Genomic DNA, 15,022 nt, shown 5'->3' with positions numbered 1-15,022 from the left:
GGAAAATGGAAGCGCGCCATTATAGTCAGACACCCCCTGCTGTTCAATGTAAAACTCTGTCTATTATCGATGTTGCTGATGTACGGGAACCGCGGCCGCTACAGCTCCACCTTGACCCAGGAGACAGGTTGATCCAGCCAATCGGCGAACTCGTCGATAAAACTCTGCTTGAAGCCGGCTTCCAGCCAGTTGTTGAAGATGAATCCCAGGTTGGAAAACGCACACTCCTGCAAATACAGAAAGCCGTTGATGTCGTCTTCGTGGCCGCACTCTGGGCAGGTGAAGTTATCGGTACGCCCCGGCATCCAGTCTTCCAGGCTTTCGAACAGCGCCTCGCCGACTTCGCGGCGGCACTCGGCGCAACCGGCCTCTTCGAGAAACCCCTTGGCCGGGGTATAGATGCAGCGTTTGGTGATGATCTCCAGGCCATTGACCGGTTCACCGAACGGCAGCGCCTCGGGATGCAACACCACCGCCCGCGCACCGTCCGCCAGGGCATGCGCCATGCGATTGCCGGTGCGGCCGCAGGTGGTCAGTTCTTCCTCGACGATGTTCTTGCGCACCAGCCAGCGCACGATCGCCCGGGCCCGGGGCTCGTGGACCGGCAGGGTGGAGATTTTCGGGACGATGATGCTTTGCGAGTTCATGGTGCAAGCCTGCTGCAAATACCGAGATAAACCTTTGCAGAAGTGAGCTGCAAAAGGAATTGCGGCCGGCAGCTTAATCCCTGACGAAATCCGGTCAAGTGCTCAGGTAGCGGACTATCAACGCGATGCCGCTGGCCAGCACCAGCCAGGTCACCAGCCGCACGAAGGCCTCGCGGGACAGGCGCAGGGTCAGCCGCCGGCCGATCCACAGGCCCAGCGCCATGGCTGGCAGCAGGCACAGCGCGAGCATCAACAAGGGTAGCTCGGCATACACGCCGGCGAGGGCGAACAGGCTCAGGCGCACCACGGTACTGCAACTGATCAGGGCACTTTGCGTGGCCCGGGCCGCCTCCTTCGGCAGGCGGCTGTTGAGGTAGATCGCATATAGAAAGCCGCCGCTGCCGAACAACGCGCCGAACAAACCGCCCACGGTGCCCATCGGCACCGCCCAGGCGGCGGACAGCTGTGCCGGCCGGGTTTTCACCCACAGGCTGTAGACCGCGTAGGCGCTGATGAACAGCCCCATCAACAGCAGCAACAGATCGGATTTGAGGTTGAGCAGGAATATCACCCCCAGCGTGCAGCCCACCGCCATGCACGGCAGCAGCCGCAGCAACTCGGGCCGGGCCACGTCTCGCCGCGACGGCAACAGGTTGCCGAACGCGGCGACGAAATCCAGCAGCACCAGCAACGGCACGATCTTCGACAACGGCATGAACACAATCAGCATCGGCCCCGCCACCAGCGCCGTGCCGAACCCGGCAATGCCGAACACGATATAGGCCAGCACAATACCCAGCCCGACCAGCGCCCAGCCACCCGGCCCCCACGACCATTCACTCAACAACCCCAGCACACTCATCAATCCGCTCCCTCTATAAGCCTGTGATGACTTTAGCCAGCGGCCAGCGTTGCGACTAATATGTTCAAAGCCGCTCACCCATCTGAAAAAGGCATACCTGGTGCTCTCGACCCGTCAACTGCGCTACTTCGTGGAAATCGCCGAGTGCGGCAGTTTCAGTGCTGCCGCTGAGCGCCTGTTCATCGCGCAATCGGCCTTGAGCCGGCAGATCAAGGACATGGAAACCCGCCTGCAGACGCCGCTGTTCGAACGCACCGCGCGCCAGCCCCGGCTGACGGCGGCAGGCCAGGCATTTTTGCCGCGGGCGAGGAATCTGCTCAACGAACTGAACAAGGCCAGCGCCATGGCCACCGAGGTCGGCAACGGCCAGCTCGGCACCCTGCGCCTGAGCCACTCCAGCACGGTGCCGATCAGTGGGCGCGTGCTGGCGGGCATCGGCGCTTACCTCGAGCGCCAGCCCGGGGTTTCGCTGGACATCGGCAAACTGTCCTCGGAGGCGCAACTGGAGGAACTGGCCGAGGGCCGCCTCGATATCGGCCTGTTGCGCCTGCCGGTGTTGCGCCAGCGCGACGGCATTCAGCTGCTGCCGCTGTTTACCGAGCCGCTACTGCTGGCGGTGCCGGCCGATCATCGCCTGGCGCGGGCAACCCGCGTCGAGCTGGCGCAATTGAAGGACGAAGCGTTCATTTCCATTCCCCATCCGCAACGCGGCGGGCTGAGCTATTTATGTGCCGAGCTGTGCATGCGCCAGGGTTTCTTTCCGAAAGCGGCACGGGTGATGTCGCGCAAGACCACTCAGTTACAGCTGATCCAGGGCGGATTCGGCATCGCCCTGCTACCGCAGTCGATGCAGGACCTCGCGCCGCCCGGGGTAAGCTTTCTGCCGCTGGCCGGGGCCGATTGCCAGAGCACCGTGGCCCTCGCCTGTCGGCAAGATCCGCCGCCCTTGGTGCAACACTTCCTCCAGACATTCCGCGGCGAAAGCCTTTAAACTGCGCCCCATGATTAAAGATCCCTTTGCAAGACTCGGCCTCGACCGCGAAGTCCTGACTGTCAGCCAGCTCAACGGCCGCGCGCGGGTGTTGCTCGAAGACGTGTTCAGCAACATCTGGGTCGAAGGCGAAATCTCCAACCTCGCCCGCCCGGCGTCGGGCCACGTGTATTTCACCCTCAAGGACAGCGGCGCCCAGGTGCGCTGTGCGCTGTTCCGGCAGAACGCGGCGCGGGTGCGCCAGGCGCTGAAGGATGGCCTGGCGGTCAAGGTGCGCGGCAAGGTTTCGCTGTTCGAAGGTCGTGGCGACTATCAGCTGATCCTCGATACCGTGGAGCCGGCAGGCGACGGCGCGCTGCGCCTGGCCTTCGATGCCCTGAAGGAAAAGCTCAGCGCCGAAGGCCTGTTCAGCGCCGAGCGCAAAGTGCCGCTGCCGGCACATCCGCAGCGCATCGGCATTATCAGTTCGCCGACCGGCGCAGTGATCCGCGACATCATCAGCGTGTTCCGCCGCCGTGCGCCGCAGGTGCAACTGACCCTGATTCCGACCGCCGTGCAGGGCCGCGAGGCCACCGCGCAGATTGTCCGCGCGCTGAAACTGGCCGATGCCCGTGGCTTCGATGCGCTGATCCTGGCGCGCGGCGGTGGCTCGCTGGAAGACCTCTGGTGCTTCAACGAAGAAGCCGTGGCCCGTGCGGTAGATGCCTGCGTGACGCCGATTGTCAGCGCCGTCGGCCATGAAACCGACGTGTCGATCAGCGACTTCGTCGCCGACGTGCGCGCCCCCACGCCGTCCGCCGCCGCCGAACTGCTGGCGCCTGACTCCAGCCATCTGATCCGCCAGGTCGACAGCCTGCACCGGCGCCTGGTGATGCGCATGCGTGACCGCCTGATGCGTGATCGCCTGCGCCTCGAAGGCATGGCCCGACGCCTGCGCCACCCCGGCGAACGCCTGCGTCAGCAGGCGCAGCGCCTGGACGATCTGGACATGCGCATGCGCCGCGCCTTCGAACGCCAGCTCAATACCCGCCGCGAACGCTTGATTCGTCTGGAAACCCGGCTCGCCGGGCAGCATCCGGGACGGCACCTGGCCCTGCTCCGCCAGCGTCTCGACAGCCTTGCTGAACGCCTGCCGCGGGCCATGCGCGAAGGCCTGAAAAGCCGCCGCCTGCAATTGCACAGCCAGATGCAGACGCTGCATGTGGTCAGCCCGCTGGCGACCCTCGGTCGGGGCTACAGCATTCTGCTCGACGAGCGCGGCAACGCGATCCGCCATGCCGCGCAGACCCACACCGGCCAGCGCCTCAAGGCCAGGCTCGGCGAAGGCGAACTGCAAGTGCGCGTCGAGGACAATCACCTGACGCCCGTCACCCTTTCTCTACTGGACTGATCCATGCCGCGTTTTCTCGCTCCGCTGCTGTTGCTGTGCCTGACCTGCAACGCCCACGCCGACAGTTACATCACCCGCCTGCTGAACAAACCGGTGCCGGGCGGCGTGGCGGTGGTCGATCTGGGCAGCGCCGCCCAGGCGCCCAAAGCCACCTATCAGGGCAAACCGGTGCTGGTGGTCAAGGAACAGAACAACTGGCTGGCGATTGTCGGCGTGCCGCTGACGGTCAAACCCGGCCCCCAGCAGATCAGCAGCGCCGGGCGCAGCCTGGGTTTCACCGTCGGCAACAAGAAATACCCGGAACAGCACATCACCCTGAAGAACACCCAGCAGGTCAATCCGAACCCGGCCAACCTCAAGCGCATCGAGGGCGAGCTGGCCGAGCAGATCAAGGCTTACCGCAGCTTCAGCCCCAACACACCGAGCAATCTGTTGCTGGACAAGCCGGTCAACGGGCCGCTGTCGAGCAAGTTCGGCGTGCGCCGTTTCTTCAACGGTGAAGAGCGCAATCCCCACGCCGGCCTGGATTTCGCGGTGCCGGCGGGTACGCCGATCAAGACGCCGGCGGCCGGCAAGGTGATTCTCACCGGCAACTACTTCTTCAATGGCAACACAGTGTTCGTCGACCATGGCCAGGGCTTCATCAGCATGTTCTGCCACATGTCGAAAATCGATGTGAAGGTGGGCGATCAACTGGCCCGTGGGGCGGTGGTCGGCAAGGTCGGCTCGACCGGTCGGGCGACCGGGCCGCACATGCACTGGAATATCAGCCTGAACGATGCGCGGGTGGATCCGGCGATTTTCATCGGCGCGTTCCAGCCCTGAATTATGTATTGAGGCCAATGGCCTACTCGCGGGCAAGCCCGCTCCCACAGGTTTCTCGGGTGTACATAAGTTTCGTGTACGACACGGACACTGTGGGAGCGGGCTTGCCCGCGAATGCGCTCTATCCAACCCGAAAACATTGCTGAAACCCGCCCAACATCAATTGCGCCCCCATCTAACCTCACGCAAACATCAATAAGAAACGCTGCCATACACGCAATAAAATTCTGCAAAATCCCGCATTTCGAGTATTCCTCTCAATTTTTTTCGACTGCTTGCCATCCTCTTCCCTCGCGGTTAGGGTTGAGGACATGAAAACCGCTCACACCCTCATTCAGCTTCGCCAGCACCGCAGCCTGTGCCTCGTCAGCGCACGACTGCCAGGCTGAATCGCTGCGCCTCGTCCCACGCTTTTCCAAGAACATTCGTTCCACCGGCAGGCCGCCTCTTTTCGGCCCAGACAACAAGGAATTTCCCGATGAGCATGCTCAAAGATCCGTCTTCGAAATACCGCGCGTTTCCTGTGATCAACCTGCCGGATCGTACCTGGCCGTCGAAAACCATCGATGCCGCGCCGATCTGGTGCAGTTCCGACCTGCGTGACGGCAACCAGTCGCTGATCGAACCGATGGACGCGGTGAAAAAGCTGCGCTTCTGGAAAACCCTGGTGCAGGTCGGCGTGAAGGAAATCGAGGCCTCGTTCCCGGCCGCTTCGCAAACCGACTTCGACTTCGTCCGTACCTTGATCGAAGACGGCCACATCCCCGACGACACCACCATTCAGGTGCTGACCCAGGGCCGTGAAGACCTGATCGAGCGCACCTTCGAATCGCTGCGCGGGGCGAAAAAAGCCATCGTTCACCTGTACAACGCCACTTCGCCGTCGTTCCGCCGCATCGTCTTCAACCAGGACAAGGCCGGCATCAAGGCCATTGCGGTCGATGCCGCCAAGCTGTTCGTCAAATATGCCGCTCAGCAACCGGAAACCCAGTGGACGTTCGAATACTCGCCGGAAACCTTCAGCGCCACCGAACTGGAGTTCGCCAAGGAAGTCTGCGACGCGGTGATCGAGGTGTGGAACCCGACGCCCGAGCACAAGATCATCCTCAACCTGCCGGCCACCGTGGAATGCGCGACGCCGAACGTCTACGCCGACCAGATCGAGTGGTTCCACCGCAACATCAACCGTCGTGACAGCGTGATCATCAGCCTGCACACCCACAATGACCGTGGCACTGGCGTGGCCGCCACCGAGCTGGGCCTGATGGCAGGCGCCGACCGTGTCGAGGGCTGCCTGTTCGGCAACGGCGAGCGTACCGGCAACGTCGACCTGGTCACCGTGGCCCTGAACATGTACACCCAGGGCCTCGACCCGCAACTGGATTTCTCCGACATCGATGGCGTGCGCAAAGTCGTCGAGGAATGCAACCAGATCCAGGTGCACCCGCGTCACCCATACGTCGGCGATCTGGTCCACACCGCGTTCTCCGGCTCGCACCAGGACGCCATCCGCAAGGGCTTCGCCCAGCAGAAACCCGACACCCTGTGGGAAGTACCGTACCTGCCGATCGACCCGGCCGACATCGGCCGCAGCTACGAGGCGGTGATCCGCGTCAACAGCCAGTCGGGCAAGGGCGGCATCGCCTACCTGCTGGAACAGGAATACGGCATCAGCCTGCCGCGTCGCATGCAGATCGAATTCAGCCAGGTGGTACAGCGCGAAACCGATCGCCTGGGCCTGGAGATGACCGCCAAGCAGATCCACGCCCTGTTGATCAGCGAGTACCTGCAAGCCAACACCCCGTATGCGCTGGTCAGCCATCGCCTGCAGGAAGAAAACGGCAACAGCGCCGTCGAAGTGGAAGTGGCAAGCAAGGGTCAGGGCGAAACCAACCTGCACTGGCGCGGCAAGGGCAATGGCGCCCTCGAAGCCCTGGTGGCCGGCCTGCCGGTGCCGGTGGAAATCATGGACTACAACGAACACGCCATCGGCGCGGGCACCAACGCCAAAGCGGCGGCCTACATCGAATTGCGCGTGAACGGTGAGCGTGCGGTGCACGGCGTCGGCATCGACGAAAACATCACCACCGCCAGCTTCAAGGCGCTGTTCAGCGCGCTGAACCGCTCGTTGAGCCAGCCGGAAGCGAAAGCGGCGTAACACACCGCTGCAATGCAAAAGGCCCCGAGGTGTGCACCTCGGGGCCTTTTTTATGCCTGCTGGTTTTGTGTTGTCTGTCATTGCCTTACCGCTAGCAGGCTAGCTCCCACTGGGAGATTGTTCTGTGAACACGATCCACTGTGGGAGCCGGCCTGCTAGCGATAGGGACCTGTCAGACTCTGCATCAGTATCAGGTGAACTCGAAGGTGTCCGCGTCCAGATTCGCCGGAAAGCGCTCGCGGTACGCCGCCAATGGCGCCGCTTCCAGCACCACCTTGAACACCCCGTCAGCCTCCCCCGCCGCGAGCAACGTCTCGCCCTGGAAATCCAGCACCTGACTGTCGCCGGTATAGGCAAAACCCTTGCCGTCGGTGCCGATGCGATTGACCGCCGCCACGTAGCACAGGTTTTCAATGGCCCGCGCCGGCAGCAAGCGGTTCCAGTGCAGACGCCGCGCACCGGGCCAGTTGGCGGTGTACAGCAGCAGATCGGTGTCCTGGGCGTCGCGACTCCACACCGGGAAGCGCAGGTCGTAACAGATCAGCGGGCGGATCCGCCAACCCTTGAGTTCGAACTGCACCTGGCGCTCGCCGGGGGTGTAGTGATTGTGCTCACCGGCCATGCGGAACAGGTGGCGCTTGTCGTAATGCAGCACTTCCCCGTCCGGTCGCGCCCACAACAAGCGGTTGCGATGGCTGCCGTCGGCGGCCTGGATGATCACACTGCCGGTGATCACCGCATTGAATTTCGCCGCCTGCGCCTTCATCCACTTGCTGGTCGGGCCATGTTCGGCTTCAGCGAGGGTCTCGGACGCCATGGAGAAGCCGGTGGTGAACATCTCCGGCAGAATGATCAAGTCTGCGCCCCGGGCCTGCTCCAACAGCGCGTCGAAGTGCTCGAGATTGGCCTGACGGTCATGCCAGGCCAGGCTGGTCTGGATCAGCGCCAGATTGAGATCGGGCAACGCACTCAGATCGCGCATAGTTTGGCCGCCGCTTCGCGCAGCGTCTCCTCGCGTTTGGCAAAGCACAGGCGCACCAGGCGCTGGCCCTGCGGTGGATTCTGGTAGAACACCGAGACGGGAATACTGGCGACGCCGTGCTCACGGGTCATCCAGATCGCCATGTCGACGTCGTTCAAGTCCGGGCGGATCTGCGAGTAGTCGACCAACTGGAAGTAAGTGCCGGTCACGCGGGTAAAGCTGAAACGCGACGTCGCCAGCAAATCGCAGAACAGGTCGCGCTTGGCCTGGTAGAACCCCGGCAACTCTTCGACGTGCTCCGGATGCTCGGCCATGAAGTCGGCCAGGGCGTATTGCAGCGGCGTGACCCCGCAGAAACTGACGTACTGGTGCACCTTGCGCAACTCCGCGGTCAGCGCCGGTGGCGCTACCACGTAGCCGGTTTTCCAGCCCGTGACGTGGTACGTCTTGCCGAACGAGCTGACCACGAAGGCGCGTTGGTACAGCTCTTCATGGGCCAGCACGCTGACATGCGGCACGCCATCGAACACCAGGTGCTCGTAGACCTCATCGCTGATCAGGTAGATGTCGCGACCACGGATCAACGCCGCCAGTTGATCCAGCTCGGCGCGGCTGATCAGCGCACCGCTCGGGTTATGCGGGGTGTTGAGAACGATCATTTTCGTACGCGGGCCGAGGGCTGCCGCGAGCTTGTCGAAATCGATGGAGAAATCGTCCGGGCTCAGCTGCACATGCACGCAACGACCACCCGCCAACTGCGTTGCCGGCTCATAACTGTCGTAGCACGGGTCGAACACGATGACTTCGTCGCCGCTGTGGATAACCGCCTGAATCGCACAGAAGATCGCCTGCGTCGCGCCCGGTGTCACCGTCACCTCACTGTCGGCATCGACGTGCACGGCATAGCTGCGGGCGATTTTCGCCGCGATCTGCTCGCGCAGTGCAGGCAGGCCGGTCATTGGCGAATACTGGTTGTGACCGCTGGCGATGTGCCGACCGACGGCGTCGCGCAGGGACTGCGGGCCATCGAAATCGGGAAACCCCTGGGACAGGTTGATCGCTCCGGTCTGCGCCGCGAGCTGAGACATCTGCGTGAAAATAGTGATGCCGACATTCGGCAGCTTACTGGTGATCATCGGTAGCCCCTTGCAGGTGAGCTGCAAGTTTCAAGCTGCAAGCCATAAATCTCAAGCGGCAAGTTACAAGCGACAAGCTGCAAGCTAAAACCAGCGCCCACAAAAAAGGGCTCTGACCGAGCCCTTTTTGCTTTGACTTGAAGCTTGCAGCTCGACACTCGCCGCTGCTTTTATTTCTTGTCGCGGCGCTTCTTGTCGGCCTTCTTGTGGTGCGACATCAAGCGACGCTTCTTGTTGACCTGGCGGTCGGTCAGCGTGTTCTTGTTGCCTTCGTACGGGTTCTCGCCGCCCTTGAACTCGATGCGAATCGGCGTACCGACCAGCTTCAGCACACGACGGTAAGTGTTCTCCAGATAGCGCACGTACGACTTCGGCACTTTTTCGATCTGGTTGCCGTGGATCACGATGATCGGCGGGTTCGCACCGCCCAGGTGAGCGTAACGCAGCTTGATCCGGCGGCTGTTGACCATCGGCGGCTGGTGCTCGCTGACCGCGTCTTCGAGAATCTGCGTCAGGCGGCTGGTCGGCCAGCGGGTGACCGCCGACTTGAACGAGTTCTGCACCGAGGCGTAGAGGTTGCCCACGCCCGTGCCGTGCAGTGCCGAGATGAAGTGGATGTCGGCGAACTCGACGAAGAACAGCCGACGTTGCAGCTCGACCTTCACGTAGTCGCGCTCGCTCGGGGTCATGCCGTCCCACTTGTTGATGGCAATCACCAGCGCACGACCGGCTTCAAGGGCAAAGCCGAGCAGGTTGAGGTCGTGATCGACCACGCCTTCGCGGGCGTCCATGACGAAGATCACCACGTTGGCGTCTTTGATCGCCTGCAGGGTTTTCACCACGGAGAATTTTTCGACTTCTTCGTGAATCTTGCCGCGCTTGCGCACACCGGCGGTGTCGATCAGCGTGTACTTTTCCTCGTTGCGTTCGAACGGGATGTAGATGCTGTCGCGGGTGGTGCCGGGCTGATCGTAGACGATGACCCGGTCTTCGCCGAGCATACGGTTGACCAGGGTCGACTTGCCGACGTTCGGCCGGCCGATGATGGCGATCTTGATCCCGTCCTTTTCGCTCGGGCCAGGAATGCGCTTGGCTTCCTCGCCTTCGGCAACGAGCTCTTCCTCTTCGCCTTCCTGCGGCTCGTCATCATCGCGCGGGAATTCGCTCAGGGCGGCTTCCAGCAGCTGGGTGATGCCGCGGCCGTGAGCACCGGCGATCGGGATCGCGTGGCCCATGCCCAGCGGGGCGAATTCGGCGCGGGCCATTTCCGGGTCGATGTTGTCGACCTTGTTGGCGACCACGTGGGAACGCTTGTTACGCTTGCGCAAGTGCTCGGCGATCATCTGGTCGGCGGCAGTGAAACCGGCCTTGGCATCAACCAGGAACAGCACGACATCGGCTTCTTCGATGGCCAGCAGCGACTGCTCGGCCATTTTTTCGTCCATACCATGTTCGTCACCGGAGATACCGCCGGTGTCGATCAGAATGTAGGAACGCCCTTGCCACTTGGCCTCACCGTACTGGCGATCACGGGTCAGACCGGACAAGTCGCCGACGATGGCGTCGCGAGTCCTGGTCAGGCGGTTGAACAAGGTGGACTTGCCGACGTTCGGTCGGCCCACCAGGGCGATTACGGGAACCATGCGGCTCTCCACTTCGTTATTTCAGAAAATACAAAAGCCGCTGCGAGGCAGCGGCTGGTGCTCGGGGCAACGCCTGATAGCGCTGCAAGCCCCGTGAATCCGGGGCCGCCTGGGGTGTTAACCCCAAGCATAGTTGTTACTTGATGGTCAGGGCTTCCAGTTTGCCGCTGTTGCCATACACATAAATCGTGTCGCCCACCACCAGCGGACGGGCACGCAGGCCGTCGCTGTCGATGCGCTCACGACCGACGAAACGGCCGTCCACCTGACTCAACAGGTGCAGGTAACCTTCCAGGTCACCGACCGCCACGTAGCTGGAGAACACTTCCGGTGCCGACAGTTGACGACGGGCCAGCGAATCGTTGCTCCACAGCGCGGTGGTGGAACGCTCGTCGACGCCTTCGACGGTACCCGAGGACAGGCTCACGTAGACGTTGCCAAAGCCTTGGGCGATACCGGCGTAGCTCGACGCATCGCGCTGCCAGAGTTGCCGACCGCTTTCCAGATCCAGCGCCGCGACGCGGCCCTGATAGCTGGCGACGTACAGCGTGCCGCCGGACAACAGCAGACCACCGTCGATGTCGACCACGCGCTCCAGCTCCGAACGGCCCTGGGGAATCGCAATACGCTGCTCCCAGACCGGCACGCCGTTGGAGATGTCCAGCGCGACCACTTTACCGGTCGACAGACCAGCCACCGCGAGACGGTTGGTCACCAGCGGTGCGCTGGTGCCGCGCAGGGTCAGCACGGCAGGCGTGCTGTCGTAGACCCAGCGCTGGCTGCCGGTGGCTGCATCCAGACCGATCAGACGATCGTCCTGGGTCTGCACCACCACCACGTCACCGTTGTTGGCCGGTGGCGCGAGGACTTCGCTGTTGACGCGAGCACGCCACTTCTCTTCGCCGTTGATGGCGTCGAGGGCGATCACATCGCCGCGCAGGGTGCCGACCATGACCAGACCGTAACCCACGCCAACGGCGCCGGAGACAGGCAGCTCGAGATCCTTGTCCCATTTCACGTCGCCGTTGCGACGATCCAGGCCCATCACGACGCCGGTCACATCGGCCGCGTAAATGGTGTCACCGTCGATCGCCGGTACCAGCATGTTGTAGGTTTCGCCCTGACCGTCACCGATCGAGCGGCTCCACTGCTTGTGCAGAACCACTTCTTCTTTGAAGTCGGTCAGCTCGGCCGGTGGCAGTTCTTTCTTGCTGTTACTGCTGCAACCCGCGGCCAGAATGGCCAGAGCCAGCAATGCTGCATGCTTCCAACGGATCACGTCACGCATCCCCTTTGGCCAGGTCGTCCAGCTTGATTTGAAGGCCACCGACCGCCGCTTCATCCGACAGTGCCGCCTTGGCTTTTTGATACGCCGTGTTCGCTTCATCGGTACGACCCAGCTGTACCAGCAGGTCGCCCTTGAGTTCTTCGCGAGTGGCCAGGAACGACTTGTCGGCATCGCCTTCAAGCAGTTTCAGGGCTTCGTCAGCCTTGTTCTGGGCACCCAGCACCTGCGCCAGACGCTGACGGGCGATTTCGCCCAGCGCCGGGTTGGCCGGTTTGTCGACGATGGCTTTCAGCTCGGTGGCGGCGTCATCCAGCTTGCCGGCGTCAACCGCTACCTTGGCCACGAACAGGCTGCCGTACTGCGCATAGGCGCTGCCGCCGAATTCGCTGTTGAGCTTGCCGGCCAGATCCGCCACGCGCGCGGCGTCAGGCTTGCCATCCGGGGTCAGCGTGGTTTCCAGCAATTGCTGATAGAGCACCGAGGCGCCTTGCGACTGGTTGCTCTGATACTTGTGATAAGCCTGCCAGCCGAACACGATAACCAGTGCCAACAGGCCGCCGGTGACCAGAGGTTTGCCGTTGCGTGTCCACCAGTCCTTCAAATCCGCCAACTGTTCGTCTTCGGTACTCGACACCCCAATACTCCTTAATCGCTAAATCGGCTGTTTAGACAGCTTCAACCCTGCACGACGCAGGTGGCCAGGTGCGCAGCGAGCGCATCCCAGGCAATGCTTTGTTGTTCGCCCTGGCCACGCAGGGGTTTGAAACCTACCACTTGCTGGGCCATTTCGTCGTCACCGAGGATCAGTGCGTACAGCGCACCGCTCTTGTCGGCTTTCTTGAACTGGCTTTTGAAGCTGCCGGCGCCGGCATTGACTTGCAGGCGCAGGTTCGGAAGCTGATCACGCACCCGCTCGGCCAGGGCCAGACCGGCCAGTTCCGCCTCTTCGCCGAAGGCGCAGAGGTAGACGTCGACCTGACGGGAAATCTCTTGCGGGATCTGCTCGAGGGTTTCCAGCATCAGTACCAGGCGCTCGATGCCCATGGCGAAACCGACGCCCGGGGTCGGCTTGCCGCCCATCTGCTCGACCAGACCGTCGTAGCGACCACCGGCACACACGGTGCCCTGGGCGCCGAGCTTGTCGGTGACCCACTCGAAAACGGTCTTGCTGTAGTAATCCAGGCCGCGCACCAGTTTCGGGTTGAGCACGTAAGGAATGCCCACGGCATCCAGACGCGCCTTCAGCCCCTCGAAGTGCGCGCGGGATTCGTCATCCAGGTAGTCGGCCATTTTCGGCGCGTCGACCAGGACGGCCTGGGTCTCGGCGTTCTTGGTGTCGAGCACGCGCAGCGGGTTGCTCTTCAGGCGCCGCTGGCTGTCTTCGTCGAGCTTGTCGTGATGCGCGGTGAGGTACTCGACCAGCGCTTCACGATAGCGGCCACGGGACTCGCTGGTGCCCAGGCTGTTGAGTTCGAGCTTGACCGCATCACGGATGCCCAGCTCGCCCCACAGGCGCCAGGTCATGATGATCAGCTCGGCGTCGATGTCCGGACCGTCGAGGTTGAACACCTCCAGACCAATCTGGTGGAACTGGCGATAACGGCCTTTCTGCGGACGCTCGTGGCGGAACATCGGGCCGATGTACCAGAGTTTCTGCACCTGGCCGCCACCGGTGATGCCGTGCTCGAGCACGGCACGCACGCACGCCGCGGTACCTTCCGGACGCAGGGTCAGGGAGTCGCCGTTGCGGTCGTCGAAGGTATACATCTCTTTTTCGACGATGTCGGTGACTTCGCCGATCGAGCGCTTGAACAGCTCGGTGAACTCGACAATCGGCATGCGGATCTGCTTGTAACCGTAGTTATCCAGCAGACGCGCAACGGTGCCTTCGAAATAACGCCACAGCGGGGTCTGTTCAGGCAGGATGTCGTTCATGCCACGAATGGCTTGCAGAGACTTGCTCACAATAAATCCTTAAATTCGTTCGATCAGCCGCGCGCGATAACCGCTGCGTCAGCTTCGACCTTCTCGGCCGCCTTCTCGCGGATCAGCTTTTCCAGCTCGTCCACCAGATTGTCATTCGTCAGTTTCTGCGACGGCTTGCCGTCGATGTAAATCAGGTTTGGCGTACCGCCGGTCAAGCCGATATGGGCTTCCTTGGCTTCGCCGGGGCCGTTGACCACACAGCCGATCACCGCGACATCCAGCGGTACCAGCAGGTCTTCCAGGCGCCCTTCCAGCTCGTTCATGGTCTTGACCACATCGAAGTTCTGCCGCGAGCAGCTCGGGCAGGCGATGAAGTTGATGCCACGGGAACGCAGGTGCAAAGACTTGAGGATGTCGTAGCCGACCTTCACTTCCTCGACCGGATCGGCCGCAAGCGAGATGCGGATAGTATCGCCAATCCCCTCGGCGAGCAGCATACCTAGGCCGACGGCGGATTTCACTGTACCGGAGCGCAATCCACCGGCTTCGGTGATCCCCAGGTGCAGCGGCTGGACGATTTCCTTGGCCAGCAGACGGTAGGCCTCGACGGCCATGAACACGTCGGAAGCTTTCACGCTGACCTTGAAGTCCTGGAAATTCAGGCGTTCGAGGTGCTCGACGTGACGCAGGGCCGATTCGACCAGCGCAGCCGGGGTCGGCTCGCCGTACTTCTTCTGCAGGTCTTTTTCCAGGGAACCGGCATTGACGCCGATACGGATCGGAATGCCGCGGTCACGGGCGGCATCCACCACCGCACGCACGCGGTCTTCACGACCGATGTTGCCCGGGTTGATGCGCAGGCAGTCGACGCCCAGTTCGGCCACGCGCAAAGCGATCTTGTAGTCGAAATGGATGTCGGCCACCAGCGGCACCTTGACCAGCTGCTTGATCCTGCCGAAGGCCTCGGCGGCGTCCATGTCCGGCACCGAGACGCGGACGATGTCGACACCCGCTGCTTCCAGACGGTTGATCTGCGCCACGGTGGCGGCGACGTCATTGGTGTCGCTGTTGGTCATGCTCTGCACAGCGATAGGCGCATCGCCGCCCACCGGCACGTTACCGACCCAGATCTTGCGCGATTCGCGACGTTTGATAGGAGATTCGCCGTGCATGA

Annotated in this window: 13 protein-coding genes; 4 read left to right on the top strand and 9 right to left on the bottom strand. The window is 62.4% G+C overall.

Features of this window, described 5'->3' with window-relative positions:
* Positions 1-98 precede the first annotated feature (98 nt).
* The gene (locus QRN70_RS24260) at positions 99-647 is read right to left on the bottom strand and encodes a sugar ABC transporter ATPase (protein ID WP_285420418.1); all 549 of its coding nucleotides are present in this window, start codon (positions 645-647) and stop codon (positions 99-101) included.
* A 94-nt stretch (positions 648-741) separates the two neighbouring features.
* Positions 742-1,509: a sulfite exporter TauE/SafE family protein gene (locus tag QRN70_RS24255; RefSeq protein ID WP_285420417.1), complete on the bottom strand. Its 768-nt coding sequence runs from the start codon at positions 1,507-1,509 to the stop codon at positions 742-744.
* Between the two features lie 100 nt (positions 1,510-1,609).
* Between QRN70_RS24255 and QRN70_RS24250 the strand changes: the two genes are divergently transcribed.
* The 4 genes from QRN70_RS24250 to leuA all read left to right on the top strand — a co-directional run bounded on the left by QRN70_RS24250 (position 1,610) and on the right by leuA (position 6,873).
* The gene (locus QRN70_RS24250; protein WP_285420416.1) at positions 1,610-2,500 is read left to right on the top strand and encodes a LysR family transcriptional regulator; all 891 of its coding nucleotides are present in this window, start codon (positions 1,610-1,612) and stop codon (positions 2,498-2,500) included.
* Positions 2,501-2,510: 10 nt separating this feature from the next.
* Positions 2,511-3,890: an exodeoxyribonuclease VII large subunit gene (gene xseA / locus QRN70_RS24245; protein ID WP_285420415.1), complete on the top strand. Its 1,380-nt coding sequence runs from the start codon at positions 2,511-2,513 to the stop codon at positions 3,888-3,890.
* A 3-nt stretch (positions 3,891-3,893) separates the two neighbouring features.
* Positions 3,894-4,715: a peptidoglycan DD-metalloendopeptidase family protein gene (locus QRN70_RS24240; protein ID WP_285420414.1), complete on the top strand. Its 822-nt coding sequence runs from the start codon at positions 3,894-3,896 to the stop codon at positions 4,713-4,715.
* A 478-nt stretch (positions 4,716-5,193) separates the two neighbouring features.
* Positions 5,194-6,873, top strand: coding sequence for a 2-isopropylmalate synthase (gene leuA / locus QRN70_RS24235; protein WP_285420413.1), 1,680 nt, complete (start codon positions 5,194-5,196; stop codon positions 6,871-6,873).
* Between the two features lie 190 nt (positions 6,874-7,063).
* On the opposite strand, the gene QRN70_RS24230 is transcribed toward leuA, so the two are convergent.
* The 7 genes from QRN70_RS24230 to ispG form a co-directional block, all read right to left on the bottom strand.
* Positions 7,064-7,855 (bottom strand): amidohydrolase, encoded by a 792-nt coding sequence (locus QRN70_RS24230; protein WP_285420412.1) that lies wholly within the window; start codon positions 7,853-7,855, stop codon positions 7,064-7,066.
* A complete protein-coding gene (locus QRN70_RS24225; protein WP_285420411.1) occupies positions 7,843-8,991 on the bottom strand; it encodes a pyridoxal phosphate-dependent aminotransferase in 1,149 nt (382 codons plus the stop codon). The genes QRN70_RS24230 and QRN70_RS24225 overlap by 13 nt, the downstream gene beginning before the upstream one ends.
* A gap of 170 nt (positions 8,992-9,161) precedes the next feature.
* Positions 9,162-10,634 carry a ribosome biogenesis GTPase Der gene (gene der / locus QRN70_RS24220; protein ID WP_285420410.1) on the bottom strand — a complete coding sequence of 491 codons (1,473 nt, stop codon included), beginning with the start codon at positions 10,632-10,634 and terminating at the stop codon, positions 9,162-9,164.
* Positions 10,635-10,770: 136 nt separating this feature from the next.
* The gene (bamB, locus tag QRN70_RS24215; protein WP_285420409.1) at positions 10,771-11,922 is read right to left on the bottom strand and encodes an outer membrane protein assembly factor BamB; all 1,152 of its coding nucleotides are present in this window, start codon (positions 11,920-11,922) and stop codon (positions 10,771-10,773) included.
* Entirely contained in the window at positions 11,915-12,556 is a 642-nt protein-coding gene (locus QRN70_RS24210; RefSeq protein WP_285420408.1) for a tetratricopeptide repeat protein, read from the bottom strand. Before QRN70_RS24210 ends, bamB begins: the two co-directional genes overlap by 8 nt.
* 41 nt (positions 12,557-12,597) lie before the next feature.
* Positions 12,598-13,887, bottom strand: coding sequence for a histidine--tRNA ligase (gene hisS / locus QRN70_RS24205; RefSeq protein ID WP_285420407.1), 1,290 nt, complete (start codon positions 13,885-13,887; stop codon positions 12,598-12,600).
* A gap of 23 nt (positions 13,888-13,910) precedes the next feature.
* Positions 13,911-15,020, bottom strand: coding sequence for a flavodoxin-dependent (E)-4-hydroxy-3-methylbut-2-enyl-diphosphate synthase (ispG, locus tag QRN70_RS24200; protein WP_285420406.1), 1,110 nt, complete (start codon positions 15,018-15,020; stop codon positions 13,911-13,913).
* Between the last annotated feature and the right edge of the window lie 2 nt (positions 15,021-15,022).

This window comes from Pseudomonas sp. efr-133-TYG-5, from assembly GCF_030209175.1.
Taxonomy (GTDB): domain Bacteria; phylum Pseudomonadota; class Gammaproteobacteria; order Pseudomonadales; family Pseudomonadaceae; genus Aquipseudomonas.
The sequence above is the reverse complement of the archived record's forward strand: the minus strand, read 5'-3'. Positions and strand labels throughout refer to the sequence as shown.